Genomic DNA, 26,401 nt, shown 5'->3' on the forward strand with positions numbered 1-26,401 from the left:
TATCAGTAACGTGTTACCACTTTTTCTTCGGTGCAAACAGCTCGTCAAGCTCTTCGTTTGATTCGTCCTTGGGTTTAGCTTCTTCAAAGCCTTTATTGAGGCTGTCAGTGATTTCCTGATACGCCTGAGTGAGACTTTCTTTTGCCTGCACGCAATAAGGGTCATTTTTGGCGCTGACCACATCAATCGCTTTTTTGAGTAGCTGCTGAGCGGTACCCATTTGGCCCTTGATTTTGGCCTCGTTGACACGCTTCATCACGTTTTCGACGTTAATCTTCATTTGCATTTGCTCAAGACGAGAATTTTCTGCAACAAACTCTTGGGTATGCATATGACCTTTGGTGTGCTCAGCTTTAATCACTGCACGAAGGCGTTTGACCAGTTTCAGCATAGATATTGCGTCGCGATCGTTATCCGGTACGCGGAAAGCTGTAGAGTCTTTATTTTGGTAACTCTGCTGAAGCTGATTAATCTGGGTTTGAACATCTGAGATGCGTTGTTGAACAGATTTGTCAGACGAATCTATCGAGTACATCGATTTCAATGCATCAAGGATCTTTTTGTTCAGGCAAACCATAAGCGCGCCGCTGTATGGCAAGTTGTGGGCATTACCCACCAGCTCTTCTGTCGCATCGACGACAGCAATATATTTTGCTAACTCCTGACGTTTGGAAGATTCGACACGTTGGCGCTGCTGGGCGATCATGTTGTAGCCCACGATGAGGCCGAGGAGGATGACGCACAGGCCGACAATTAAGATGATATTACTAGGCAATGTCCGGTTTCCCTGTAAAAACTAAAAGTGGCAGGAATGAAGTCCCACCGAATTATATACTTTATTTATACTACTTTCGATCTTAGCTAAAAACTGCCGTCCTGTCGGACTTTTATTGGCTTCTTTGTCTGCTACTTTAAGAATAATCAATAATTTGGAACACGCACTACGCAATGTGAATGAACCTGTAAAGCAGGGTAGGATTCGCCCATAGGGCTTTGTTCTGATTTTTTTCAAATGTCAGTGAATAATTTTGCTTTAGCGAGCTGACTTGAGCATCGTTCGTGACGGTTGCGATCTCTGTGCATTTCATTCATTTACGTGTATATACTTTCCACTTCTTGTTTTGTCCGTTATCAGCTAATTAGAAAATTTCACGGAGTATATCAGTGGAACCAGATGCGTGTCCTTTTGAAACTGGCTTTAAAGTGCTCGATCATTTTTTGAAACAGCATCAAACCTTGTGGAGGGAAAAGCCATTTGAAGCTGAGCGCTTGCTTTGGAGTGAATCTTATCCGGCCTTGTGTAATTGGCTTGATATGCAGACTCTTTCAGATCTCGCAGTTTGGAAACAGTCACCACGGCAGTTGAATGATGTGGTGTCTGAGATGGTTTCTGGGCTTGATAAAGTAAACGATATTATTGATTTACCTCGACGCCGCTTTACTAAAGAGCCAAAAGACTTAGGTAGGCTTTCTACAGGTATCCCCGGGCGGAAATGGTCTCAGATCCTAGCTTTTGATCAATCCCTAGAAGCAGGAGGAAGCCAATGGCTCGAGTGGTGCGGCGGAAAAGGGTACTTGGGCCGATTGCTAGCCGTAACTCGGGGCGCGGACGTACGACTCTGGAGTGGCAAGAGTCTCTTTGTCAGGCTGGTCAGGAATACGCTGATAAACATAGTTTGCCAATGAAATTTGTGCAGGGAGATGCTTTCTCCCCCAAAAGTGGCGACCACGTGTTGAAATGTGACCATGCTGTTGCCCTTCATGCCTGTGGAGATTTACACGTGAGACTAATACAACACGCTGTTAATGCGCGAACAGCGGCTGTGAGCATTTCTCCCTGTTGCTACCATTTGATTAATGATGAGTACTACATGCCTCTCTCATCAATAGCGAAAGCGTCACATCTGAAGCTGGACAAAGACAACCTCAAGTTACCTTTGCAAGAGTCAGTCACTGCAGGCCAAAGCGTCAGAAGCAAGCGATTTGTCGAGGTCAGTTTCCGGTTAGGCTTTGACTCTTTGCTGCGTGATCGCTTGGGGATTGCCTCATATGTACCAGTTCCAAGTATTCAGAAATCTCTATTGGGTGAGGGCTTTGAACGTTTTTGTATTTGGGCGGCAAAGATTAAAGGTATTACGTTACCCGAAGGAATCGACTATCACGGCTTCTTAGCTCATGGTGAGGAACGCTTCTTTCTTGTGGAGCAAATGGAAACTGTTCGGACGATTTTCCGCCGTCCATTAGAATTGTGGCTTGTTTTAGACAGAGTATTGTTTCTCAAAGAGCAAGGGTATGAGGTGTCGCTGGGAGAGTTCTGCGAGCGCGAACTTACGCCAAGAAATGTGCTGATTCAGGGAAAATTGGCGCAGTGACCACTGAAATTTTCGATTACCTATTTGTTGCTCTGCTTCTCTCTATTGGTGCCTTTATTCAGAGCCTAGTTGGGTTTGGATTGGCGATCGTTGTCGCCCCAGTTTTACTCATTATCGATTCGAGCCATGTTCCTAGTACGATTACTGTTGTTGCGTTGTATCTAGGTCTGATTAATGCCTGGCAGTATCGCGGACACCTATCTTTAGGTGGTTTGACGTGGGCTTTCTTGGGTCGTGTGCCAGGTAGCATCTTGGGTGGGGTAGTGCTTACCGTTTTTTCATTGACGGTTATTGAAATTACTCTGGCGTTGCTTGTGCTTTTTTCTGTCATGATCAGTCTGTCAAAAGTGAGTGTCAGACCTAGTAATCCAAACATGTTGATTGCTGGCTTTTTTTCAGGGTTGATGGGCACAACTACAAGTGTTGGCGGGCCACCAATGGCATTGGTCCTCCAAAATGCGAAAGCTCATCAACTTCGTGCCAATCTAGCTATATATCTTACCGTGAGCTGCCTTTTGTCGCTATGTGTGCTCGCTTATACAGGCCACTTCAATGTCAGACACCTACAATATGGTTTATTCAGCCTTCCCTTTGTACTGATCAGTACTGTCATCGCCTACAAAGTGGCTGATTCAATTAACCCGGCATGGATGAAAAAGGGCGTGCTCGTGTTATGCACCTTGGCTGCCATCGGCCTATTGAGTCATGCACTGAGTGCGTAAAAAAGCCAGCGGGGCTGCTGGCTCTATAATGTGTTCAAGTCGGTTTATGAGATGCTGCTTATCAGTTGAATTAGGATGATAAGAATGCCAATTAGCAGAGTTAGCATCAAAGACAAACTCCCCCCCCGCGACCTGGTACTTACCTTTATTGAGGCCTTTCATGCGTACTTTTCTTGCCATCAACACGGGTAATACAATACCCAACATTACCAACGCAATCGCCGCGTAACCCAATGCAGCAGCGAAACCTTGAGGAAAAAATAGGGCGATAACCATGGGGGGGACGAATGTGCACAAAGACGTTTGCAGACGCCCTGACAAAGAGTTTTGTCGGTTGAGTGCATCAGAGAGAAAGTCAAAGAGACCTAAACTGACACCAAGAAATGAGGTTGCCAGCGCAAGGTCTGCGAAAAGTGAAATCGTGCCAGCGACCGAGTCTGAGTGAACAACATTGCCAACGAGTTTTATAAATCCGGCAAGATTATCATTGGTAACCAGCTGTGCCTGCCCGATACTGCCTAGGCTGGCTGCTTGCCAGAAAATATAGATCAGTAGAGGTAAACCGGAACCAATGAACATGACCTTTCTTAGCGCTTTAACATCCAAACCAACGTAGGACACGACGGAAGGAATACTGCCGTGGAAACCGAAAGAGGTGAAGATTATCGGTATCGCTGACAGTAATAAGCCCTTTTCTAATGGCATTTCGACAAGGTGACCGGCAGAAATATGTGGCGTGAGTAGTGCTAGAGCCATGACTAACATCACGATTTTAAGCGCAAATAAGCCGCGGTTAATCAAGTCAACTTTGCTGGTACCTAGCCCAACGATCATGGCAATCAGAAGTGTGAACGAGATAATACCGACATAAGAGGGAAAGTCCGCCTGTATAAAGTCCGAGAGTTTTGCGTTAAGTTGACCTCCACCCCCTGCGATGTATGCTGCACAAAGCGCGTACAGAAGGAACATGGTTGCAATACTCGCAAGCCATTGACCACGCTTACCGAGAAAAAGAAAAGCCAGAGTGTTGAGCGTAGCGCCTGCTGGAGCATGTTGATGTACTTCCAGCATCAACATTGCGGTAAAAGTCATTAGCAACCACATTCCAACCATGATGATCACGGATAGACCGAGACCCAAGCCGGCAGAAGCAAGGGGAAGGGCGAGCATTCCTGCACCGATGGTTGTTCCGGCGATAATTAAGGCACTGCCAAATAATTTGTTTTGCATGCGAAAAACCTGAAGAGGGATGTGTTATCTGAGTCTTATTGTTGTGTGAGGTAGCGCAAAATCGACCTGTGCATCCTCCGAAAAGTGCTGTTACAAAAACGTGCGCTGTTCACCAGAGTGAGTGTAACAATAAAAGTACAGTGATCGTAATCATTTTTTTACGTGCAATTGTTGTTGAAGAGACACTATAAATAGAACCATAATCAACTAACTGGCTGTGATATAAGGAGAAATGAGGTGGAGCAGGCAATTAGGATTGCAATGATCAGTACGGGCGAAGAAGTACTCCATGGAGATATCGACGATACAAATGCGTCGTGGCTTTCCCGGAAATGCTTTGAGCAAGGTTTTCCGCTGCATCGCCGGATAACCGTTGGCGATTCCCTTGATGACCTTGCTGTTGAGTTTACCCGTTGCAGTCAAGTATCAGATGTTGTCATTGTGAATGGAGGGTTGGGACCGACCTCTGATGACCTGACAAGTCAGGCAATGGCTGCAGCAATGGATACAGAGCTGGAGCTCTATGCTGATTGGTTATCTGTTCTCAAAGCCAGATTCGAGCGTGATGGACGTGAAATGCCGAAAAGTAATCTCAAACAGGCAATGTTACCCGCCGGATCAGAATTGATTGATAATCCTATCGGCAGTGCCTGCGGCTATTCGGCGAAGCTCAATGACAGCCTCTTCTTTTTTACCCCGGGTGTCCCCAGTGAGTTCAAAATGATGTTCGATGAACAAATTTTGCCTCGACTGAAAGCAACCTTTCCTTACAACCAAGCGCGGGAGGTGAAGCGACTGTATACCTTTGGGTTATCAGAAGCGTCTCTTAACGACAGTTTTGAAGACGTCACTTTACCCGATAGTTTTGAAATCGGTTATCGCTCAGCGTTGCCATTTATTGAAATAAAGCTATTCGCTCCACGAGGTGCTGAGCAAATCCCTGACGTTTTGGACGAACTAAGAGCAAAACTGAGTGAGCATGTTGTTGGCGACGGCTTACCAATGATAGTTAATCTTGGTAATTTGCTGACTCAGCAAGCTATTACAGTTGCGCTTGCTGAACAATTTACGGGCGGATGGTTGGCAAATATGTTGAACAGCGACATGGAATGCCAGAGACAATTGATACAGGGCTGGACACTGTCAGAGAATGCAAGAGTGATGATGCAGAACAATATCCACTTGCAGCAGCAATCGCTATGGCTTCCGCAGCAAGGGAAAACGCAGGTGCATCAGCGGCCTTGTCATGTGGCAAGTTAATTGACGGTAAAGTCTCTCTGGCTTTATCCACGATTGAGGGAGACTGGGGAGTTCGGGTCGAAACTCGGAAGAACTTCTCTACGGAAGACTATCGTCATTATCTGGCGACATTGATGCTAGATCTTTTGCGTCGTTGGCTGGAGGGGAAGCCTATGTTCCCGGTAATCAGTGCATTGAATCTTGTTGAAGAGCAGCATATTACACGCTGATGTGAACGCGGTTGTTATTCATTCACCGCAATGGGTACAGAGGTAATCTGATAATCAAATGTCAGACTGACATCTGAAACTGGAACTGATTGGCATGTGAGAATTTCACCTGCCGCCACATAAGCCATTGCGTCTTTTTGGTTGACATGACCGCTTTCTAATTTACAACGGCAGGCACCACACACTCCATTTCTACATTGGTACTCAGGCATTAAGCCTGCACTTTCAAGCTGTTCTAGCAATTGCTGGTGGGAATTGCCCACCAGCTCTTGTCCGTTCACTGAGATCGTGATTCGGCTCATAGTTCAAATTCACCTAAGTCATCAATGTCGACATCATTATCAATTTGCCCCACCAGATACGAACTGATCTCCGCTTCCTGAGGAGCAACTTGGACGTTGTCAGACGACAGCCAAGCATTAATCCAAGGGATAGGGTTCTGAGACGCATTTGGGTATGGCGGCTTTAAACCAACCGCATTCATTCTGAGGTTGGTAATGTACTCGACATACTGGCAAAGAATATCTTTATTCAGTCCAATCATTGAACCGTCCTTGAACAAATACTCGGCCCATTCCTTTTCTTGTTCGGCAGCTTTCTTAAACAGCTCGAAACATTCATGCTCACACTCGGCTGCGATTTCTGCCATTTCTGGGTCGTCATCACCGCTTCGGAGTATGTTCACCATATGCTGTGTACTGGTGAGGTGTAGTGCTTCATCACGTGCGATCAGTTTGATTATCTTTGCGTTGCCTTCCATCAACTCACGCTCTGCAAAAGCGAATGAACATGCAAAGCTCACATAGAAACGAATAGCTTCTAGCGCGTTGACAGACATCAGGCAGACATAGAGTTTTTTCTTGAGCTCACGCAGAGACAAAGTAATAGTCTCGCCATTGATGTTGTGCTCACCTTCACCGAAACGGTGATAGTCGTTGGTTGCCTGAATCAGATCATCATAGTAATGGGCAATGTCAGCCGCTCGTTTGATGATTTGTTCATTACCGATAATGTCGTCAAACACCATACCTGGATCAGACACGATGTTTCTGATGATGTGAGTATAAGAGCGCGAGTGAATAGTCTCTGAAAACGACCAGGTTTCAATCCATGTTTCTAACTCTGGAATGGAAACTAGGGGTAACAGCGCTATGTTCGGACTTCTTCCCTGAATAGAGTCCAACAAAGTTTGGTATTTCAGATTACTGATAAAGATGTGTTTTTCATGTTCAGGGAGACGGTTGTAGTCGATACGGTCATTCGACACATCAACTTCTTCCGGTCGCCAAAAAAAACTCAGTTGCTTTTCAATCAGTTTCTCGAAAATCTCGTATTTTTGCTGGTCATAACGCGCCACGTTGACGGACTGTCCAAAGAACATAGGTTCTTTCAACGCGTTGTTCTTTTCTTTTGAGAAAGTGCTATAAGCCATTATCGTTCAGTTACCATTTTCGTGTTTAAGCATGGAAAGGGGAGTTGTCTCCCCCTTTCATCGATTAGATTTTACAAGCGCCGCCTGCACAGTCATCGTCTGCCAAGTCCTGCTGGTTGTCATCAGCACCATCACGTGTATTGTGGTAGTAGAGTGTTTTTACACCCAGTTTGTAGGCGCTAAGCAGATCTTTCAGGAGCAGTTTCATTGGTACTTTACCCGATGGCATCTTGCTTGGATCATAATTGGTGTTAGCTGAAATTGCTTGGTCAACGAACTTCTGCATGATACCAACAAGTTGCAGGTATCCGTCGTTGCTGCCTATGTTCCAAAGCAGTTCATAGTTATCTTTGTACTTGTGATACTCAGGTACAACTTGCTTCAATATGCCGTCTTTCGATGCTTTGATAGAAACGAAACCACGAGGTGGCTCAATGCCGTTAGTCGCATTAGAGATTTGCGACGATGTCTCAGATGGCATCAACGCTGAAAGTGTCGAGTTACGAAGACCGTGCTCTACAATCTCTTGTCTCAGTGTTTCCCAGTCATAGTGAAGTGGCTCTTCACAAATTTGATCAAGATCTTTCTTGTAGGTATCTATTGGCAGAATACCCTGAGCATAGGTCGTCTCGTTAAATGCTGGGCAAGCGCCTTGCTCTTTTGCCAGCTCAACAGATGCTTTCAGGAGGTAATACTGAATTGCCTCAAACGTTTTGTGAGTTAGCGCGTTAGCACTGCCATCTGAATAACGAGCGGCATTCTTCGCCAGATAGTAGGCATAGTTAATGACACCTACACCCAATGTGCGGCGGTTCATCGTCGCTTTACGTGCTGCTGGCAGCGGATAATCCTGATAATCAAGCAGCGCGTCAAGTGCACGAATTGTTAAATCTGCTAACTCTTCCAGCTCATCAAGTTCATTGATGGCACCCAAGTTAAATGCAGACAGTGTGCACAATGCAATTTCACCATTTTCATCTTCAACGTTATTTAATGGCTTCGTCGGCAGTGTAATTTCTAGGCACAGGTTCGATTGGCGAATAGGCGCGACTGCCGGGTCAAATGCGCTATGCGTATTACAGTGATCGACGTTTTGTATATAGATACGGCCTGTTGAAGCACGTTCTTGCATCATCAGAGAGAACAACTCAACGGCTTTAACCGTTTCACGCGGAATGGCCGAATCTTGTTCGTATTGAGTGTATAGACGTTCAAATTCTTCTTGATCAGCAAAGAATGCGTCATACAAGCCAGGCACGTCAGAAGGTGAGAACAAAGAAATATTTCCGCCTTTTATCAGACGGCTATACATCAGCTTGTTAATCTGAACACCGTAGTCCATGTGACGTACACGGTTTTCTTCAACACCGCGGTTGTTTTTCAGAACCAACAGGCTTTCAACTTCACGGTGCCAGATTGGGTAGAAAAGAGTTGCGGCACCACCACGCACGCCGCCTTGAGAGCAGCACTTCACAGCTGTCTGGAAGTACTTATAAAATGGGATGCAACCAGTATGGAATGCTTCACCTTCGCGTATTGGGCTACCCAGTGCACGAATACGCCCAGCATTAATGCCGATTCCAGCACGTTGGCTGACATAACGAACAATTGCGCTTGACGTTGCATTGATTGAGTCGAGGCTGTCGTCACATTCGATCAGTACACAAGAGCTGAATTGACGAGTCGGTGTACGCACCCCTGACATTATTGGTGTCGGCAAAGAAACCTTGAATAACGACACCGCGTCATAGAAGCGGCGGATGTAATCAAGACGTGTTTCTTTCGGATATTTTGCGAACAGGCACGCAGCGATCATTATGTATAAAAACTGCGCACTCTCATAGATTTCACCCGTAACACGGTTTTGTACTAAATATTTACCTTCCAACTGCTTTACAGCAGCATAGGAAAAGTTCATATCACGCCAATGGTCGATGTAGCTGTCGAGGATATTCAGCTCTTCGGTTGTATAGTCTTCGAGCAGGTGTTTATCGTACTTACCTGTTTCAACCATTTTGGCGACATGATCAACAAGCGTAGGTGGCTCAAATTGGCCGTAAGCTTTTTACGCAGGTGGAAAATAGCCAAACGCGCCGCAAGGTATTGGTAGTCAGGTGTCTGTTCTGAGATCAAATCTGCAGCAGCTTTGATAATCGTTTCATGGATATCTTCTGTTTTGATTCCATCATAAAACTGGATGTGTGAACGCAGCTCAACCTGCGAAACAGACACGTTATCTAAGTCTTTCGCTGCCCACTCGATGACTCGATGGATTTTGTCTAAATCAATACTTTCTTTACGACCACTACGTTTTTCAACAGTGATTTGTTGGTTCATTTATCTATTTCCCAGCGATTCTCGGCCTAGTGTCGTGTTTTTGCCACTTTTTGTATTGTTTCGTTCATCTTCTATACAAGATGAGCGGTGGAGTACAAAATAAAAACACTATATATAGGGGTTACCCTTAACTTGAGTAACAAGATAGTGTTACGTGGCCAATTTTGCAAGTTTGTGGAATTGCCGCAGAGTGTGGATATCTTGGGGATGAAAAACACAATGTTAGTGCTCACTAACCCAACTGTCCCTGCAACTCAATGAAGTAGAAAATTGCAAATGGTTTGGGGGCAAAAAACAAGGTGAAAATAAAATTTTTTGAGGTGCTTTCAGCGGTTATTTTGAAACCCCCTAAATGGTTGTTTTTCATACGTTCATATATGAAGCAGTTGTGACAAAGATCAGAATAATGACAGTATCTGCGTAGGGCTGTTAAAAATCTGATCAGGTTCCCAGTCTGAAATTTGTCCGTGGTCACTGATATAACCCCACTTAGCAACACCCGATTTCATATTTGCGGCTTTTGCTGCAACAACGTCACTTTTGACGTCTCCTACGTACAAGCAAGATTCAGGATGTGTGCCAAGCTGTTGTGCTGCGTACAAAAGTGGAGAGGGGTCTGGTTTGGCTACCGAGAGTGTATCGGGTGAAACGATGGTGTCTGCGGATTCCAGCCTTGGGTAGAAGCGTAGGAGCTGCTCAGTGAGGTCGCCTGGCTTGTTGGTAACAATGCCCCACTTGAGGCCTTTCTCGTCGAGCGCGTCGAGTAACGAAAGAATTCCGGGGTAGTATTGTGTCCCCCGGTTGATATCGGCCGAGTAAGCATCAAGAAACTGTTTTCGGGCTAGGGGCATGATGCCTTCGGGAATATCGCCGTTGAAGCCATCAAGCAGTAAACCTCTGGAGCCGAAACTGGAGCATTTACGCACTTGTTCGTCTGATAAAGGAGGTTGACCATGCAACTTAAGCACGATGTTCGCCGCCCGCCCCATATCAGGTGCTGTATCGAGTAACGTTCCGTCGAGGTCGAAAAGTACAGACTCAATGCCCACAGAAGCTTCCTTTATTGTTTAGATGTTTAAGGTTGAAAGACGGTGTGGACCATATAGTTCACGTCGACATTTTTATTTGATAGCCAGTAGCTCTCGGTCAACGGGTTGTAGTGAAGGCCCGTGATGTGCTCCTCAGTGAGTCCTGTTGTATCAATCATTCTCAGTAATTCCGAAGGGCGGATGAACTTTTTGTGGTCATGCGTGCCCTTGGGCACCATATTCAGCACATACTCAGCACCTACAATAGCCATCAGCCACGATTTGGTATTACGGTTTAACGTCGAAAAGAAGACATGCCCATTTGGCTTAACGAGCCTTGCGCATGATGCAATGACAGAAGCTGGGTCAGGCACATGCTCCAACATTTCCATACAGGTAACCACATCATACTTTTGCGGATACTCAGCAGCATGGTCCTCCACTGTACTCTGAACGTAAGTGAGCTCTGTTCCCGTCTCAAGTGCATGTAAGCGGGCAACAGAGAGGGGTTCAGCGCCCATGTCTAAGCCAATGACATTAGCGCCTTCTTTTGCCATACTTTCGGCCAGTATTCCTCCACCGCAGCTACGTCGAGTACCTCTTTACCGAAAATGCCATTGCTTCGTTCGAGAATATAATTGAGGCGAAGTGGGTTGATTTGATGCAGGGGCTTAAATTCTCCCTCCAGATCCCACCATTTGGATGCCAAGTCTTCAAATTTTTGAATTTCAGCGGGGTCGACGTTTTGATTACTGCTCATTGGTTCAGGGTTCCTTCGTTTTTTTTCATTATATCGTCATCAGTGTTCATGAAACAGAGGCCTGTTCATCGATAATCCGTATAGGTTGTTATGAAGACATGCTTTTCATTTTTTGAGTAATAATCGGCTATTTTCAAACGCAATAAATAGCAATTTCTCGTTGTAACGGCTTGAAGAAAAGGGAGTTGTCAGTGGTGAACAAACTCGTGTCCGAGTACTTATAAGACGCAAGTAGAATTTTTTCTTAAAATTTGGGTGGTTAATATGCCATCAGTTAACTTTTTTCATTGACTAAAATGACAACAATTCGTGATTTATCTCCCCTTTACTCTATGACTATGTCGGGCTTTTTATGGTAATATTACAGGTCTTGCACGTATTTAATTACGACAATCTTATCTGAGGGATATTGGCTCCATGAGCGATCTTGCTAAAGAGATCACGCCCGTAAATATTGAAGAAGAGCTCAAAAGCTCGTACCTCGACTACGCGATGTCTGTCATCGTTGGTCGTGCGCTTCCTGACGTGCGTGATGGCCTAAAACCTGTTCACCGTCGTGTCCTGTATGCAATGAATGTGCTGGGCAACGACTGGAACAAGGCCTATAAAAAATCTGCCCGTGTCGTTGGTGACGTGATTGGTAAATATCACCCGCACGGGGACAGTGCGGTATACGACACCATCGTTCGTATGGCTCAGCCATTCTCACTTCGGTATATGTTGGTTGATGGTCAGGGTAACTTCGGTTCGATTGATGGAGACTCAGCGGCAGCGATGCGTTACACAGAAGTTCGTATGTCGAAGATCGCACACGAACTTCTGGCGGACCTGGAAAAAGAGACTGTCGATTTTGTACCTAACTATGACGGTACAGAGAAGATTCCTGAAGTCATGCCGACACGCATCCCTAACCTTCTGGTTAATGGTGCGTCAGGCATCGCCGTTGGTATGGCGACAAACATTCCGCCGCATAACTTGACTGAAGTTATCAACGGCTGTCTGGCGTACATCGAGAATGAAGACATCACTATTGAAGAGTTGATGACGCATGTACCCGGCCCTGATTTCCCGACGGCTGCTCTTATCAATGGCAGAAAGGGTATTGAAGACGCGTATCGCACTGGTCGCGGTAAGATTTATCTCCGTTCTCGTGCTGAAATCGAAACTGACAAGAATGGTAAAGAGACCATTATCGTCAATGAGATTCCTTATCAGGTTAACAAAGCGCGCTTGATCGAAAAGATCGCTGAGTTGGTGAAAGACAAAAAAGTCGAAGGCATCAGCGCACTACGTGATGAGTCTGATAAAGACGGTATGCGTATTGTTATCGAGTGTAAACGTGATGCCGTCGGTGAGGTTATTCTGAATAACCTTTACGCACAGACTCAGCTTCAGACATCTTTCGGTTTCAACATGGTTGCGTTGGATAACAATCAGCCAAAACTGTTTGGCCTGAAAGAAATGCTCAAGTGCTTCGTCAACCACCGCCGTGAAGTGGTGACACGACGCACGATCTTCGAGTTACGAAAAGCGCGTGAACGTGCACACATCCTCGAAGGCTTGGCGATTGCACTGGCCAACATTGATGAGATCATTGAGCTAATTCGTGCCGCCCAGACTCCTGCCATTGCTCGCGAGCAACTGCAAGAACGTGGTTGGAACCTTGGCACCGTTGCAGCCATGCTGGAAGCAACTGGTGTTGATGCGGCACGCCCTGAATGGTTAGACGATGCATTTGGCGTTCGTGATGGACTTTACTATCTAACGGAACAACAAGCCCAGGCAATTCTCGATCTGCGTTTACATAAACTGACAGGCCTTGAGCACGAGAAGATCCTCGACGAATACAAAGAGCTGTTGGGATTGATTGGTGAGCTGATGCTGATTCTTTCAAACCCAGAACGCCTGATGGAAGTCATTCGCGAAGAGCTTGAAGCTATTCGTGATGGGTATGGTGATGAGCGTCGTACCGAAATCACTGCGGCAAGTGCAGATATCGATATCGAAGATCTGATTAATCAGGAAGACGTTGTTGTGACACTTTCACATGAAGGTTATGTGAAGTACCAACCTCTGACAGATTACGAAGCACAACGTCGTGGTGGTAAAGGTAAATCAGCAACGCGAATGAAAGATGAAGATTTCATTGAGCGTCTGCTGGTGGCTAATACCCACGACACAATTCTTTGCTTCTCAAGCCGCGGTCGTATGTACTGGATGAAGGTATATCAATTACCATTGGCCTCGCGAACTGCGAGAGGCAAGCCGATTGTTAACCTGCTGCCGCTTGAATCTGGTGAGCGAATTACTGCGATTTTGCCAGTCACGGAGTACGAAGAAGACAAGTTCGTCTTTATGGCGACGGGTAACGGTACCGTCAAGAAGACACCGCTGACTGATTTCAGTCGTCCACGCAGTGCAGGTATCATTGCAGTGAACCTGCGTGATGATGACTCATTGATTGGTGTGGATATCACTACGGGTGATAACGACATCATGCTGTTCTCTAAGTCGGGCAAAGTTGTTCGATTCAATGAAGAACAAGTGCGTGGCATGGGCCGTACAGCCGCAGGTGTTCGTGGTATCAAACTTTCTGACAATGATCAGGTCGTTTCACTTATTGTGCCGCATACGGAAGGCGACATCCTGACCGTGACCGAAAATGGCTACGGTAAACGAACTGAATTAGGTGAGTACCCAGCGAAGAGCCGAGCAACTCAAGGCGTGCTTTCTATCAAAGTCTCAGACCGTAATGGTTGTGTGGTAGGGGCAGTGCAGGTTGAGGAAGGTGATGAATTTATGATGATCACCAACGGCGGCACACTGGTGCGTACAAGAGCTTCTGAAGTTAGCCAAGTAGGCCGGAATACTCAGGGTGTAACGCTGATTCGTACCTGTGAAGGTGAAGAGGTCGTTGGTCTGCAACGTATCGAAGAGCCTGAAGAGGAAGTGTTACCTGAAGGTACAGAGGAAGGCGAGGCTGATGCGACTGCTGAGCAAGACTCTTCCGAAGGGCAAGCGCCTACAGGCGATGAAGCAGCGGCACCTGATGCCGAGTAAGTATTCATTTGAACGAAAAAACGCAGCTAAGGCTGCGTTTTTTTATGTCTTTGATTTGTATAAAGCGCCGTATTACGAGTTTTGCCTTTTCAAAAGGCGGTGAAAGGTGATACAACTAAAAACCTTGATGGCTGCTATATGCAATAGCTGACCGCGCTGGTGTCGCATTGGTTTACGCAGTACATTGTCTTTTTTAGAGGTTTAAGATCGCGATCGTTCGCAAGCAGGAGTATTCACTGATAATGGAAAAGGTATTTAATTTCTCGGCCGGTCCGGCCATGTTGCCACAGGATGTGATGGTGAAAGTTCAGGCCGAGCTGACTGACTGGAACAATATTGGCACATCAGTGATGGAAATTTCTCACCGCGGAAAAGAGTTTCTCGAAGTTGTTGCTGATGCAGAAAAAAATCTGCGTGATCTTCTATCGATTCCTGATAACTATCATGTGCTGTTCTGTCATGGTGGTGCACGTGGTCAGTTCTCTGCAGTACCAATGAACCTGTTGGGAAGCGGAACGATTGCAGACTATGTTGATGCGGGTTACTGGGCCCAGTCAGCGATAAAAGAAGCGAAAAAATACTGCACACCGAATACGGTCAGTGTTTTGACAGAAACTGATGGCTTGAAAGCGGTGCTGCCAGCGAAAGATTGGAAACTGAGCAAAGATGCTGAGTACGTTCACTTTTGTCCTAACGAAACCATTGATGGTATTGAGATCAGAGATCTTCCTCTGACAGACAAGCCAATTATCGCTGATATGTCATCAACGATTCTGTCAAGACCGATTGATGTTAGTCAATATGGTTTGATTTACGCTGGTGCACAGAAGAACATTGGCCCAGCGGGGATAACCCTTGTTATCGTCCGCGATGATTTGTTGGGCCGAGCTAAGGAGTACTTACCTGAAATTCTCAATTACTCTACCTTGGTTGAGAAAGAGTCGATGTTTAATACACCACCGACGTTTGCTTGGTATTTGGCTGGTGAAGTATTTAAATGGCTACTTGCCAAAGGTGGTTTAGAGGCAATGAAAGCGCACAATGAACAAAAAGCGGCGCTGCTTTATGACTACGTTGATGCATCACCTTTTTATAGCAATGGTGTTCACCCAGATAACCGTTCATTAATGAATGTTCCTTTCTTGCTGGCTAACCCAGAGTTAGATGCTACATTCCTTGAGCAGGCGCATGAAAGAGGCCTGCATGCTTTGAAAGGTCACAGAGCAGTTGGTGGAATGCGTGCGTCGATATACAACGCAATGCCCCTCGAAGGTGTTCAGACGTTGGTAGACTTCATGAAAGAGTTTGAAAAAGCACACGCTTAATCATTTACAGTTTACAACGAATATTAAAATGAAAGATCGCCACTAGGGGCGATCTTTTTTCTTGAACATATTGAACAAAAGCCGTTCATGGATGTTTTTCCATATCACTTTCCATTGCGTCAGAGGTTCGTTAGGTGCTCTTTGTAGCAAGTAATCGAAATCTATCATTTCAATGGGTGTCTCAGCCCCATGAGCAAGAATCACTTCTTTCGGACCTAACTGTCGTAACTTCTCAAGTGAACGTTTGTAACGGTTTGGGTATGAAACCGGTACAGGGGGAAAATACTTGTCTTTTACCTTCACAATAAGGTCTGCGATATAGATACGATCACTGGAAATATGGTGCAGTGATAAGTCACGGTCTGTATGGCCTTGTGTGAAATGGGCTGTCCACTCTTTGAAGCCTGGGATTTTCTCACCGTCTTCCAGTTTGATATCTGGGGATAATGTTCTTGCATACCAAATCCGGCTGAATGGCCTCTCTTTTCGTTTTGCCACGTATTGCGCGAGCGCAATGTCGGTCCAATGCATTATCGTGCCTGATACGCCGCCGTACCATTGGCCTGACACATTTGCAGCGGCAAGTTTGCACCCCGTTAACTTTCTGAAAAGGTTAGCGCCGCCGGCATGGTCAGGATGCATGTGAGTGACGACGACCAGTTTTAGATCTTCTTTTTTCCTGCCTAATGTTTGTTCAATGAAAGAGATAACAAGGCTGACATCAGGTCTTGAGCAACCGTCAAGCAACATGAAGCCGTCAGTATGTTCGGCAAGGAAGATAGATTGGATGTAGCCATCCAGTTTGTGAAGCGCAATAAGAGAATTCATTAAGTCCATCTAATGTTCTTATGAGGACTCTAGTATGTATGAAGCAGATCAGACCAGTCAAATCACCAATCACTGAAACAAATAAGCCAGCTCGGAAGCTGGCTTATGCTCTTGTGAATGTAAGAGTGAATTAGTTCGTTTTTGACATATCACCTGCTTTGATTAACGCAAAATCATCAACACTGACATATTTTCTGAACGCTTTGTTGAGGTCCTCGACAGTGAGTTTGGACATGGCTTGCTCAAACTCTTTGTCGAATGACATGTCGCGGTCAAGATAGAGATTCCAGGTAAGATCTGAAGCGAGTTCGTTGTCTTGTGAGCGACTGACTTTACGGCCCTGAAGCAGACCTGATTTCGCCATTTCCAATTCTTCGTTGGTGAAACCATCTTTAAGAAGTCTCGCTAGCTCTTCTTTAAAGCCTTTCTCAACTTTTGGTAAGTTTTGAGGAGCACAGATCGCGTAAGCACCCAGCGCTGCTTTCTGATCTTGGCTGTTCATATTGAGCCATGAGCCTGCACCGTAGCTGACACCATCTTGTTGGCGTAAACGAGATGCCAGTCGGCTATTCATAAACCCACCACCAAGGATATAGTTACCCAGTGTGAGAGCTGGTGCATCCGCATGTGTCTCGCCTACAGGTAACGTCATTGACGCGAAGAACATGGCATTTTCTTTATCAGGCGTGTTGAACTCAACCGACTCTGTTGGCAATTTGAAGTATGGCGTCACAATTCGTGAATACTTTTCACTACTTGCCCAGTCAGCAGTCAGCGTATTCAGAGCCTTGATAACAGCGTCTTTGTCAAAGTCACCGATAACAGAAATCTGCATTTGATCAGCACCGTAGAAGCGTTTGTAATACGCAGCGACATCTTCATATTTAACTGCCGCTAACTCTTCAAGTTGCTCTTCAAAGGTCGGTGTGTAGCGAGGATGACCTTTTTCATACGGAGAATGGAGTCTTCGCAGAGCCATTGATGCCAGAGCCTCAGGATCTTGCATCATTTGCTCGATAGCAACTCTCTGCTCTTCCTTATAGAGGTCGAACTCCTTTTTCGGGAAACTAGGGTTGCGCAAAACGTCCGTAATGACCTGCATTGCTGGGGTCAAGTTCGTCTTGGTCGTTTCGATATCACCAAAGAAGCTGCCATTTCCGCCACCAACGTAGTAAGCAGTTTCAAGTTGGTCCAAAGCCGTTTTTATTTCTTCGCGTGAGCGTGTTGTTGTTCCTTTCAACAGTAGCGCTCCTGCAGCACTACCGATTGCACTTTTGCCCTTTAAGCTCTCCAAATCACCCATCTGACCGCTGATTTGAATGACTACCGATTCACCACGCGTTTTCTTTTGGATCAACGCAACTTTGGCGCCTGATGCGAGTCTCAGGTTTTCTGTTCGGCGCTCGATGTTATCGAATGATGGCTCGAAGGCTTCACCTTGAGCAACTTGTTCACGCCCTTTGTACCCTTCGAGGGCTTTGCTCAAATCGGTGACTTTGGCGATTTCGACGCGTTCAGGTTCTGCAGCTGGGATGAAGCGGCCCAAGGTTCGGTTATTACGCACAAGATATTGCTGAGCCACACGCTGAACATCCTCGACAGTAACCTGCTCCAGGCGATCACGATTCAGGAACATTAGACGCCAGTCACCCATACCGATGAATTCACTCAGCTCAACAGAGATATATTCAGAAGAATTTAACGCTAGCTTGAAGTTTTTCAGCAAGGCTTGCTTTGCTGTCTCTAGCTCTTCTTGCGTAATTTTGTTTTCCTGAATATTTTCTACTGTTTTCAGGAATGCTTGCTCTGTAGCGTCAAGATTGGCATCTTTTGCGATCTGAGCACCGAAGAGTGTCACGCCCGGATCTTCGAGTGGAAGTGTAAGACCAAATGCAGAGGTTGCCAGTTTGTTCTCGACTAACTCCTTATGAAGTCGACCATTTGGCGTCGCGGTTAAAATTTGGCTTAGCACTTCTATTGCTGGATAGTCTTTGTGCCCCCCCGGTGGGATATGGTAAAGGCCGCCAACAATCTGCACGTCACCTACACGTCGGACAGTAAACTCACGCTCTCCATCCTTTGCGGGTTCGGAGGTATATGTTCTTTCCAATATGCGCTCTGGTTTCGGGATATTACCGAAAGTGTCGTCAATTTTTTCCAGTAACTCGTCAGGCTTAAACTTGCCTGCGACAACCAAGGTAGCATTGTCTGGTTGATAGTATTTTTTGTAAAAAGCTTTGAGACGCTCTATCGATACATTTTCAATATCAGAACGGGCACCGATGGTTGTTTTACCATAGTTGTGCCAATCATAAGCCGTCGCCATGATGCGTTTAAACATGATACTGAATGGGCTGTTTTCACCCATTTCAAATTCATTTCGAACAACCGTCATTTCGCTATCTAAATCTTTTTGCGCAATGAAAGAGTTAACCATACGGTCGGACTCCATACTCAGTGCCCAATCGATGTTTTCTTCCGTTGAAGCGAACGTTTCGAAATAATTGGTACGATCAAAAAAGGTTGTACCGTTGGGACGAGCACCATGTGCACTGAGTTCTGCAGGAATATTTTTGTGCTTTGGTGTGCCTTTGAACACCAAGTGCTCCAGAAGGTGCGCCATCCCTGTTTCGCCATAGCTCTCATGCTTGGAGCCTACGCGATACGTGACATTGACAGTGACGGTTTCTTTACTTGGGTCGGGAAAAAGAAGGACTTGGAGACCATTGTCGTAGCGATACTCCGTGATACCTTCGACTTCAGTAATTTTTTTGTAGTCAGCTAAAGCACTAAAAGAGGAAAAGCTTGCTGCCAGTGATAACGCTACCGCAGATAACTTCGTTCTTAGTTGCATTTTCATTAAGACTCCTGAGGGTTCAGACTTCTATTAGTAATATTTATGTGTGGTAAGAATACGTTAATAAGATAAAGTATCATTTGTAACTTGTTGATCAGCTCTTAAATTTTTATATTCGGATCAATTCGATAATTTTGATTATAAAGATGCAAAGTTTTGAATCAGGATCGTTATAGCGAGGTTGGTAAAAAAGGGATCTAAAACGAAAAAGGCCTCCCAATTTATGTTGAGAAGCCTTTTCCAAATATCTGTATTGTCGTGTAATTTAGGAAATCACAGATACTGCACAATCAGTGGGCAAAGCTTCGCACTGCTGTCTTTCATTTCCCATTTTGTATACAACGAGCGGACCGCCAATAAGTGTTGTTGCCAACAAAGCAGAAACCGGCACAGCAGTGATCACAATGAAGGACTGGAGCGCTTTGAGGCCACTTTCTCCCACTTGCAGAAGAACGCCTGCGACAAGCCCCATTGCAATTGCCCAGAAAAGTCGGTGTTGCTTCGTTGGCTCACTGTCACCTGATACCGATGCTGCAATCGAGTAGGCCATTGAGTCTCCCGTTGTTACGACGAAGGTGGTACTTAACAACATAAATGATGGCAACAAAATTGAGGCCAAAGGCAACTGTGAAAGTGACGCGATTAGCACTGCGGGTAAACCTGCGGCTGCAAGAGGGTCAGAGATACTTCCCGGTGTCTGCAATTCGAAAAAGATCCCCGTTCCACCAAGGACAGTAAACCAAAAATTGGTGACAACGGGTGCGCATATTGCAACAGCGCATACAAGCTCTCGGATAGTCCTACCCGATGATATTCGAGCAACGAAAATGGCGATAACGGGTGCGAAACCAATAAACCAACTCCAAAAAAACCACGTCCACCATTGATTCCACTCGGGGTTAGAGCCTGTGAGTGCGAGTTGCCCAAAGTGAAGCAGGTAGGTTGAGAAGCCTTGGCCAAACTGTTCAAGAATAAATGTTGTTGGTCCCAGAAACAGTACTGCTAACATAAGCAGTGATGCACCAATAACGTTGAATTTACTTAACCATTGTAAGCCTTTATCTACACCAGAAGCGGCTGAGAGTGAATAAACAGCGACAACAACAGCTAGGATACACAGCTGAACGAAAGGCGTATTTGCGATCCCGGTGACTGCTTCCAAACTGTATCCCATTTGAAGACAGAGGAACCCGATTGGCCCGATGGTGCCTGCCGCAACCGAAATAATTGAAAACGCGTCAATGATAGAACCCAGCCAATGGTTTTCGAGACGGCCTCCAAATAGGGGATAGAGCAGTGCGCGGGGGCGAAGTTTCAACCCGCCTTTGTAATGGGCATACATTAAAATAATTGCACTGAGTGTTCCTAACGCTGCCCAAGCAAGAAACCCCCAATGCAGAAAACTCTGTGCAAGCGCCGGGCCGACTGATTCAAAAGGTGTTTGGGGTTGAGAGTGAGAGAATGCAGGTGGAAGGGTCGTAAAGTGAAAAATTGGTTCAGCAGCGGACCAGAAAACGCCGCCTCCAGCGATCAATGTGCACATGATCATTGATAACCAACGAAAAGTACTTATATCTGGTTGTGAGCTATTACCTAACCGCAACTTACCAAACCGACTGACCGCAATAACGCTCGCGATAATAAAATTGAGCAAAAGCATCCATTGCCAAGCAGCACCCAACAACTGTGTCGAGAATTCGAAGAGCCCTTGAATGATCTGACTCAACCCTTGCATATCTAGGAGTGCCCAGAAAAGGAAGAGGGAAATGAATGAAATGGTGATCTGCGGAACAAGTTTATCGCCGTTATCAGGCGTTTTTGAAAGCATAAGTCTCTCACGTAGGGTGTGAGGGACGGCACTCTATCAGTGTGTAAAAGGAATAGCCAGAAAAATATGACAAGTGTCACATTTAAGTTGGTAAAATATTTATTTATTGCACTTAACTAAGATGTGAAATCATGCTCCGTGATTCATTGACTGAGAAGTGAAGGGAGGTTCCGAAACATGACGGAGGTTGTTGATCTGAACCATTTAGTCAGAGGCTTTTGAATGCTCTGGTGACATAAAAAACACGCCAACTATCTGAGCATTGTTAGGTATATGTTTTTGCAGGAGGTTGTGAGTATAAAGTGCGTCTTTATTAACGAATAAAATCAATGCTAGCTCTGATCACGTCTTTTCGTTACTCTGAAGGTACGAAAAATGAGAGGACCTCAACAATCAGATGGAGCAGTTGACACTTCAACCAATTACCAAAATCAATGGTACTGTAAACCTTCCCGGCTCAAAAAGCGTTTCTAACCGAGCATTACTGCTCGCCGCTCTGGCAGAAGGAAAAACTCGCCTTACAAATTTGCTCGACAGCGATGATATTCGGCACATGCTCAATGCATTAGCAAAGCTCGGTGTGTCTTATGAGCTTTCTAACAATAATACAGTGTGCGAAGTTTCAGGCTTAGGTGGGGCATTTAGCGTTGATCAAGCACAGGAGCTTTTCCTCGGCAATGCAGGCACAGCAATGCGTCCTCTTGCCGCTGCGCTGTGTTTAGGACAGGGAGACTTTTTACTCACTGGTGAGCCTAGAATGAAGGAGCGCCCGATCGGACATCTGGTTGATGCCCTTCGAACCGCTGGTGCCGATATCTCCTACGTGGAAAATGATGGCTTTCCTCCGTTAAAAATTCACGCAACGGGATTATCTGGTGGTGAAGTCGATATTGACGGAAGTATTTCGAGTCAGTTCCTTACCGCATTTCTCATGGCAGCACCGCTTGCCGAGTCTGACACCAAAATCAATATCATCGGCGATCTAGTTTCAAAGCCATATATCGACATAACGTTACATATCATGGCGCAATTTGGTGTTTCTGTTGAAAATCATGACTATAAGTCTTTTACTGTTAAAGCTGGTCAGACGTATCAGGCTCCTGGCGAGTTTCTCGTTGAAGGCGACGCATCCTCGGCCTCCTACTTTTTAGCTGCAGCAGCAATAAAAGGCGGTGAGGTAAAAGTGACAGGTATTGGTAAAAAGAGTATCCAAGGGGATATTCAGTTTGCTGATGCGCTGGAGAAAATGGGTGCAGAAATTGAGTGGGGTGATGACTACGTCATCTCTCGTCGCGGAGAGCTGAAAGCTGTAGATATGGATTTTAACCACATCCCGGATGCAGCGATGACAATAGCGACCGCCGCTTTGTTTGCCAAAGGTACGACAAGCATCCGTAACGTATATAACTGGCGAGTAAAAGAAACGGATCGTTTATCAGCGATGGCGACAGAGCTTCGTAAAGTAGGTGCCAGTGTTGAAGAAGGTGAAGACTATATCACCATCACTCCGCCATCAGTGTTGAACCATGCTGACATTGATACCTATGATGACCATAGAATGGCAATGTGCTTTTCACTTGTTGCACTGAGTGACACACCAGTGACAATTAACGATCCAGGCTGCACATCAAAGACGTTCCCGGACTATTTCGACAAACTTAATGGGCTGTCCCTGTGAGCGAGGTTGCTTGATAACAGAAGCACCTCGTTTCAAACGTAATGTTTGAATGTGTAGTCACGAAGTGAATGAATAAACAGACCAATTGCCAGTTGGTCTGTTTTTATTTGCATATTTTCCCTATAATACGCCGCAAAATTTTGGCTTTATTCCTGGTCCTGTTGGGTCAGATAATGTGCCAAGAGACTGATTTTGGAGATAGATATGTCAACCCAAGCGCCAATCATTACTGTTGATGGCCCGAGCGGTGCCGGAAAAGGCACTTTATGTATGTTGCTGGCAGCAGAGATGGGCTGGAATCTTCTTGATTCAGGTGCAATCTATCGTGTGCTTGCTTTGGCCGCGATTCATCATGGTGTAGACACAGAATCTGAAGATGCACTGGTGCCACTGGCTGCACATCTCGATGTTCAGTTCAAAGCTGAAGGTGATTTGGTCAAGGTCATTCTCGAAGGTGAAGATGTATCTGGAACACTGCGCACAGAAGAAGTAGGTAATGCTGCCTCCAAGGTCGCTGCACTGCCTCGCGTCCGCGAAGCATTATTGCGCCGTCAACGGGCATTTAGTGAGTCTCCGGGCCTGGTCGCAGATGGCCGAGATATGGGAACTGTCGTTTTCCCGCAAGCAGAGGCAAAAATCTTCCTTGATGCCAGTGCAGAAGAGCGTGCTAGACGCCGGCATAATCAGTTGCAACAAAAGGGGTTAGATGTTAACTTTGACCGCCTTTTGAGCGAAATTCAAGAACGTGATGATCGTGACCGTAACCGAGCGGTTGCACCATTGCGTCCTGCTGATGATGCTATCGTACTCGATTCAACGTCTCTTAACATTGAACAAGTGCTTGAGCAAGCATTGGCCTATATTAGAAGTAGAATTTCTGTCGCTTAGCGACAAAAAGCCGTTGGCTGCAAGGATGATAGCCGACTTTACTATCAACCCCACGCGGTAGGATGCCCGTGGACGTTTAAAATTGAAGATCAAATTAATGACTGAATCTTTTGCTCTACTCTTTGAAGAGTCACTGAAAGAAATCGAAACTCGCCCAGGCGCGATTGTTAAAGGTACTGTTGTTGCAATCGAGAACGGCTTCGTTCTGGTTGACGCTGGCCTGAAATCTGAGTCTGCTATCCCTGCTGAGCAATTCAAGAACGCTGCTGGCGAACTTGAAATCGAAGTAGGTGCAGAAGTAGACGTTGCTCTGGATGCGATCGAAGATGGCTTTGGTGAGACTCAACTTTCTCGTGAGAAAGCGAAGCGTCACGAAGCTTGGATCCAACTGGAGAAAGCTTACGAAGATGCTGAAACCGTTATTGGTATCATCAACGGTAAAGTTAAGGGTGGTTTCACTGTAGAACTTAACGGCATCCGTGCGTTCTTGCCAGGTTCACTGGTTGACGTACGTCCAGTACGTGACACTGCTCACCTGGAAGGTAAAGAGCTGGAGTTCAAAGTAATCAAGCTTGATCAGAAACGCAACAACGTTGTTGTTTCTCGCCGTGCTGTTATCGAATCAGAAAACAGTGTTGAGCGTGACGAGCTGCTTGCTTCTCTGCAAGAAGGTATGGAAGTTAAAGGTATCGTTAAGAACCTGACAGACTACGGTGCATTCGTAGATCTGGGCGGTGTAGACGGCCTGCTTCACATCACTGACATGGCTTGGAAACGTGTTAAGCACCCATCAGAAATCGTTAATGTTGGCGACGAAATCAACGTTAAAGTTCTGAAGTTCGACCGTGAGCGTACTCGCGTTTCACTAGGTCTGAAGCAACTGGGTGAAGATCCATGGGTAGCAATTGCTAACCGTTACCCAGAAGGTCACAAGCTGACTGGTCGTGTAACTAACCTGACTGACTACGGCTGCTTCGTTGAAATCGAAGAAGGCGTTGAAGGCTTGGTACACGTTTCTGAAATGGACTGGACTAACAAAAACATTCACCCATCTAAAGTTGTTAACGTGGGTGACGAAGTTGAAGTTATGGTTCTGGACATCGACGAAGAGCGTCGTCGCATCAGCCTGGGTCTGAAGCAATGTAAAGCTAACCCATGGCAGTCATTTGCTGAAATCCAGAACAAGGGCGACCGTGTAACTGGTAAGATCAAGTCTATCACTGACTTCGGTATCTTCATCGGTCTGGACGGTGGTATCGATGGTTTGGTTCACCTGTCTGACATTTCTTGGAATGTTGCAGGCGAAGACGCAGTTCGCGACTTCAAGAAAGGCGACGAGATCTCTGCAGTAGTTCTTCAGGTTGATGCTGAGCGTGAGCGTATCTCACTGGGTATCAAGCAGATGGAAGAAGACCCATTCAACAACTACCTTGCTGACAATAAGAAAGGTACTATTGTTAAGGGTAAAGTAACTGCAGTTGACGCTAAAGGCGCAACCGTTGAGCTGATTGAAGGCGTTGAAGGTTACCTACGTGCTTCTGAAGCGTCACGTGACCGTGTTGAAGATGCAACTCTGGTTATGGCAGTAGGTGATGAAGTGGAAGCTAAGTTCACTGGTGTGGACCGTAAGAACCGCGTGATCAACCTGTCTGTACGTGCTAAAGACGAAGCTGATGAGCAAGAAGCAATGGCTACTCTGAACAAAGCGGATGACGCTTCTTTCGGTAACGCTATGGCTGATGCTTTCAAAGCTGCGAAAAGCGAATAAATTAATGTAGGAAGAGGGGAAAAATTTCCTCTTCCCATTTATACTGTTGAGAAACATACTAAAAGCGGGGTGATCATGACGAAGTCTGAGTTAATCGAAAGACTGTGCAGTCAACAGACCCATCTTTCTGCCAAACAGGTAGAAGATGCCATCAAGGAAATCCTTGAGTACATGGCGACGACGCTCGAGGAAGGTGACAGAATCGAGATTCGTGGCTTCGGTAGTTTCTCTTTGCATTATCGCGCTCCGCGTGTCGGACGCAATCCTAAGACTGGTGACAAAGTTGAGCTCGACGGCAAGTACGTCCCTCACTTCAAACCTGGTAAGGAACTTCGTGATCGCGTGAACATCTACAGTTGATGTTACTCGTTCAAAAAAACGGCATACTAAACGTATGCCGTTTTTTTATGCCTTTTTCCATGGTCTGATGAGTTAAATTACTGCATAATCATAGCCTGTTATCCTTAGTACTTTTTAATATCACAACCAAAATTGAAAAAAGTGCTATCGAATAATTGAGAGGGAGAATTATGAGAATTATTGGGATCGTCATACTGATATTTAGTTTTTTGGTTGCATTAGCACTGGGTGCACAAAATCAGGGAATTGTTAACTTCAACTACTTGCTTGCCCAAGGTGAGTTTAAGCTTTCGATGCTGCTTGGTATTATTTTTGGACTCGGCTTTCTTTTGGGCTGGGTTGCATGCGGCACGCTCTATCTTAAAGCTCGTTTTTCAGCAAATTCACTGAAGAAAAAAGTAAACCGTCAGCAAAAAGAGTTGGATCAACTGCGAGTGGATCCAGTAAAGGAACACTAAT

General features: G+C 45.7%; 19 protein-coding genes and 3 pseudogenes. 12 read left to right on the top strand and 10 right to left on the bottom strand.

Annotated features, from left to right (window positions below; translation table 11 throughout):
* Positions 1 to 13: 13 nt before the first annotated feature.
* Complete coding sequence (locus tag CS022_RS07725; protein ID WP_235869328.1) at positions 14 to 706, bottom strand: DNA repair protein; 693 nt, start codon at positions 704 to 706, stop codon at positions 14 to 16.
* Between the two features lie 458 nt (positions 707 to 1,164).
* On the opposite strand from CS022_RS07725, the gene CS022_RS26100 reads away from it, so the two are divergent.
* From CS022_RS26100 to CS022_RS07735, 3 genes are read left to right on the top strand one after another with little or no spacing between them, the layout of a single operon-like run.
* Complete coding sequence (locus CS022_RS26100; RefSeq protein WP_235869319.1) at positions 1,165 to 1,686, top strand: hypothetical protein; 522 nt, start codon at positions 1,165 to 1,167, stop codon at positions 1,684 to 1,686.
* Positions 1,620 to 2,372 carry a methyltransferase gene (locus CS022_RS26105; RefSeq protein ID WP_328590335.1) on the top strand — a complete coding sequence of 251 codons (753 nt, stop codon included), beginning with the start codon at positions 1,620 to 1,622 and terminating at the stop codon, positions 2,370 to 2,372. Before CS022_RS26100 ends, CS022_RS26105 begins: the two co-directional genes overlap by 67 nt.
* Positions 2,369 to 3,094 carry a sulfite exporter TauE/SafE family protein gene (locus CS022_RS07735; RefSeq protein ID WP_129121809.1) on the top strand — a complete coding sequence of 242 codons (726 nt, stop codon included), beginning with the start codon at positions 2,369 to 2,371 and terminating at the stop codon, positions 3,092 to 3,094. The genes CS022_RS26105 and CS022_RS07735 overlap by 4 nt, the downstream gene beginning before the upstream one ends.
* A gap of 44 nt (positions 3,095 to 3,138) precedes the next feature.
* Here CS022_RS07735 and CS022_RS07740 read toward each other — a convergent pair.
* Positions 3,139 to 4,324: pseudogene (locus CS022_RS07740) on the bottom strand (aromatic amino acid transport family protein).
* A 237-nt stretch (positions 4,325 to 4,561) separates the two neighbouring features.
* Between CS022_RS07740 and CS022_RS07745 the strand changes: the two are divergent.
* Positions 4,562 to 5,584 carry a CinA family nicotinamide mononucleotide deamidase-related protein gene (locus CS022_RS07745; protein WP_235869321.1) on the top strand — a complete coding sequence of 341 codons (1,023 nt, stop codon included), beginning with the start codon at positions 4,562 to 4,564 and terminating at the stop codon, positions 5,582 to 5,584.
* Positions 5,524 to 5,793 (top strand): hypothetical protein, encoded by a 270-nt coding sequence (locus tag CS022_RS26110; RefSeq protein WP_235869322.1) that lies wholly within the window; start codon positions 5,524 to 5,526, stop codon positions 5,791 to 5,793. The genes CS022_RS07745 and CS022_RS26110 overlap by 61 nt, the downstream gene beginning before the upstream one ends.
* 14 nt (positions 5,794 to 5,807) lie before the next feature.
* Here CS022_RS26110 and CS022_RS07750 read toward each other — a convergent pair whose 3' ends face one another.
* The 5 genes and pseudogenes from CS022_RS07750 to ubiG form a co-directional block, all read right to left on the bottom strand.
* Positions 5,808 to 6,095 (bottom strand): 2Fe-2S iron-sulfur cluster-binding protein, encoded by a 288-nt coding sequence (locus tag CS022_RS07750; protein WP_129121810.1) that lies wholly within the window; start codon positions 6,093 to 6,095, stop codon positions 5,808 to 5,810.
* Positions 6,092 to 7,225 (bottom strand): class Ia ribonucleoside-diphosphate reductase subunit beta, encoded by a 1,134-nt coding sequence (gene nrdB, locus CS022_RS07755; protein WP_129121811.1) that lies wholly within the window; start codon positions 7,223 to 7,225, stop codon positions 6,092 to 6,094. Before nrdB ends, CS022_RS07750 begins: the two co-directional genes overlap by 4 nt.
* A gap of 64 nt (positions 7,226 to 7,289) precedes the next feature.
* Positions 7,290 to 9,562: pseudogene (nrdA, locus tag CS022_RS07760) on the bottom strand (class 1a ribonucleoside-diphosphate reductase subunit alpha).
* Positions 9,563 to 9,960: 398 nt separating this feature from the next.
* Positions 9,961 to 10,611 carry an HAD family hydrolase gene (locus CS022_RS07765; protein WP_129121812.1) on the bottom strand — a complete coding sequence of 217 codons (651 nt, stop codon included), beginning with the start codon at positions 10,609 to 10,611 and terminating at the stop codon, positions 9,961 to 9,963.
* 26 nt (positions 10,612 to 10,637) lie between these two features.
* Positions 10,638 to 11,350, bottom strand: a pseudogene (gene ubiG / locus CS022_RS07770) (bifunctional 2-polyprenyl-6-hydroxyphenol methylase/3-demethylubiquinol 3-O-methyltransferase UbiG).
* Positions 11,351 to 11,767: 417 nt separating this feature from the next.
* Between ubiG and gyrA the strand changes: the two are divergent.
* On the top strand, positions 11,768 to 14,410 hold the full coding sequence (gene gyrA / locus CS022_RS07775) for a DNA topoisomerase (ATP-hydrolyzing) subunit A (RefSeq protein ID WP_129121813.1): 2,643 nt from the start codon (positions 11,768 to 11,770) through the stop codon (positions 14,408 to 14,410).
* A 242-nt stretch (positions 14,411 to 14,652) separates the two neighbouring features.
* Positions 14,653 to 15,735 carry a 3-phosphoserine/phosphohydroxythreonine transaminase gene (serC, locus tag CS022_RS07780; RefSeq protein ID WP_129121814.1) on the top strand — a complete coding sequence of 361 codons (1,083 nt, stop codon included), beginning with the start codon at positions 14,653 to 14,655 and terminating at the stop codon, positions 15,733 to 15,735.
* Between the two features lie 42 nt (positions 15,736 to 15,777).
* Here serC and CS022_RS07785 read toward each other — a convergent pair whose 3' ends face one another.
* The 3 genes from CS022_RS07785 to CS022_RS07795 all read right to left on the bottom strand — a co-directional run bounded on the left by CS022_RS07785 (position 15,778) and on the right by CS022_RS07795 (position 21,248).
* Positions 15,778 to 16,572, bottom strand: coding sequence for an MBL fold metallo-hydrolase (locus CS022_RS07785; protein ID WP_235869323.1), 795 nt, complete (start codon positions 16,570 to 16,572; stop codon positions 15,778 to 15,780).
* A gap of 121 nt (positions 16,573 to 16,693) precedes the next feature.
* On the bottom strand, positions 16,694 to 19,423 hold the full coding sequence (locus tag CS022_RS07790) for a M16 family metallopeptidase (protein ID WP_129121815.1): 2,730 nt from the start codon (positions 19,421 to 19,423) through the stop codon (positions 16,694 to 16,696).
* A gap of 262 nt (positions 19,424 to 19,685) precedes the next feature.
* Positions 19,686 to 21,248 carry a BCCT family transporter gene (locus tag CS022_RS07795; RefSeq protein ID WP_129121816.1) on the bottom strand — a complete coding sequence of 521 codons (1,563 nt, stop codon included), beginning with the start codon at positions 21,246 to 21,248 and terminating at the stop codon, positions 19,686 to 19,688.
* 397 nt (positions 21,249 to 21,645) lie between these two features.
* Between CS022_RS07795 and aroA the strand changes: the two genes are divergently transcribed.
* From aroA to CS022_RS07820, 5 genes are all read left to right on the top strand, one after another.
* Positions 21,646 to 22,926 carry a 3-phosphoshikimate 1-carboxyvinyltransferase gene (aroA, locus tag CS022_RS07800; protein ID WP_129121817.1) on the top strand — a complete coding sequence of 427 codons (1,281 nt, stop codon included), beginning with the start codon at positions 21,646 to 21,648 and terminating at the stop codon, positions 22,924 to 22,926.
* A 204-nt stretch (positions 22,927 to 23,130) separates the two neighbouring features.
* Entirely contained in the window at positions 23,131 to 23,814 is a 684-nt protein-coding gene (cmk, locus tag CS022_RS07805) for a (d)CMP kinase (RefSeq protein ID WP_129121818.1), read from the top strand.
* A 97-nt stretch (positions 23,815 to 23,911) separates the two neighbouring features.
* On the top strand, positions 23,912 to 25,582 hold the full coding sequence (gene rpsA / locus CS022_RS07810; RefSeq protein ID WP_129121819.1) for a 30S ribosomal protein S1: 1,671 nt from the start codon (positions 23,912 to 23,914) through the stop codon (positions 25,580 to 25,582).
* A gap of 75 nt (positions 25,583 to 25,657) precedes the next feature.
* A complete protein-coding gene (gene ihfB, locus CS022_RS07815; RefSeq protein ID WP_129121820.1) occupies positions 25,658 to 25,942 on the top strand; it encodes an integration host factor subunit beta in 285 nt (94 codons plus the stop codon).
* 170 nt (positions 25,943 to 26,112) lie between these two features.
* Entirely contained in the window at positions 26,113 to 26,400 is a 288-nt protein-coding gene (locus tag CS022_RS07820) for a LapA family protein (RefSeq protein WP_129121821.1), read from the top strand.
* The last annotated feature ends 1 nt before the right edge of the window (position 26,401 follow it).

The sequence above is a fragment of the Veronia nyctiphanis genome, assembly GCF_004116385.1.
In the GTDB taxonomy this organism is placed as follows: domain Bacteria; phylum Pseudomonadota; class Gammaproteobacteria; order Enterobacterales; family Vibrionaceae; genus Veronia; species Veronia nyctiphanis.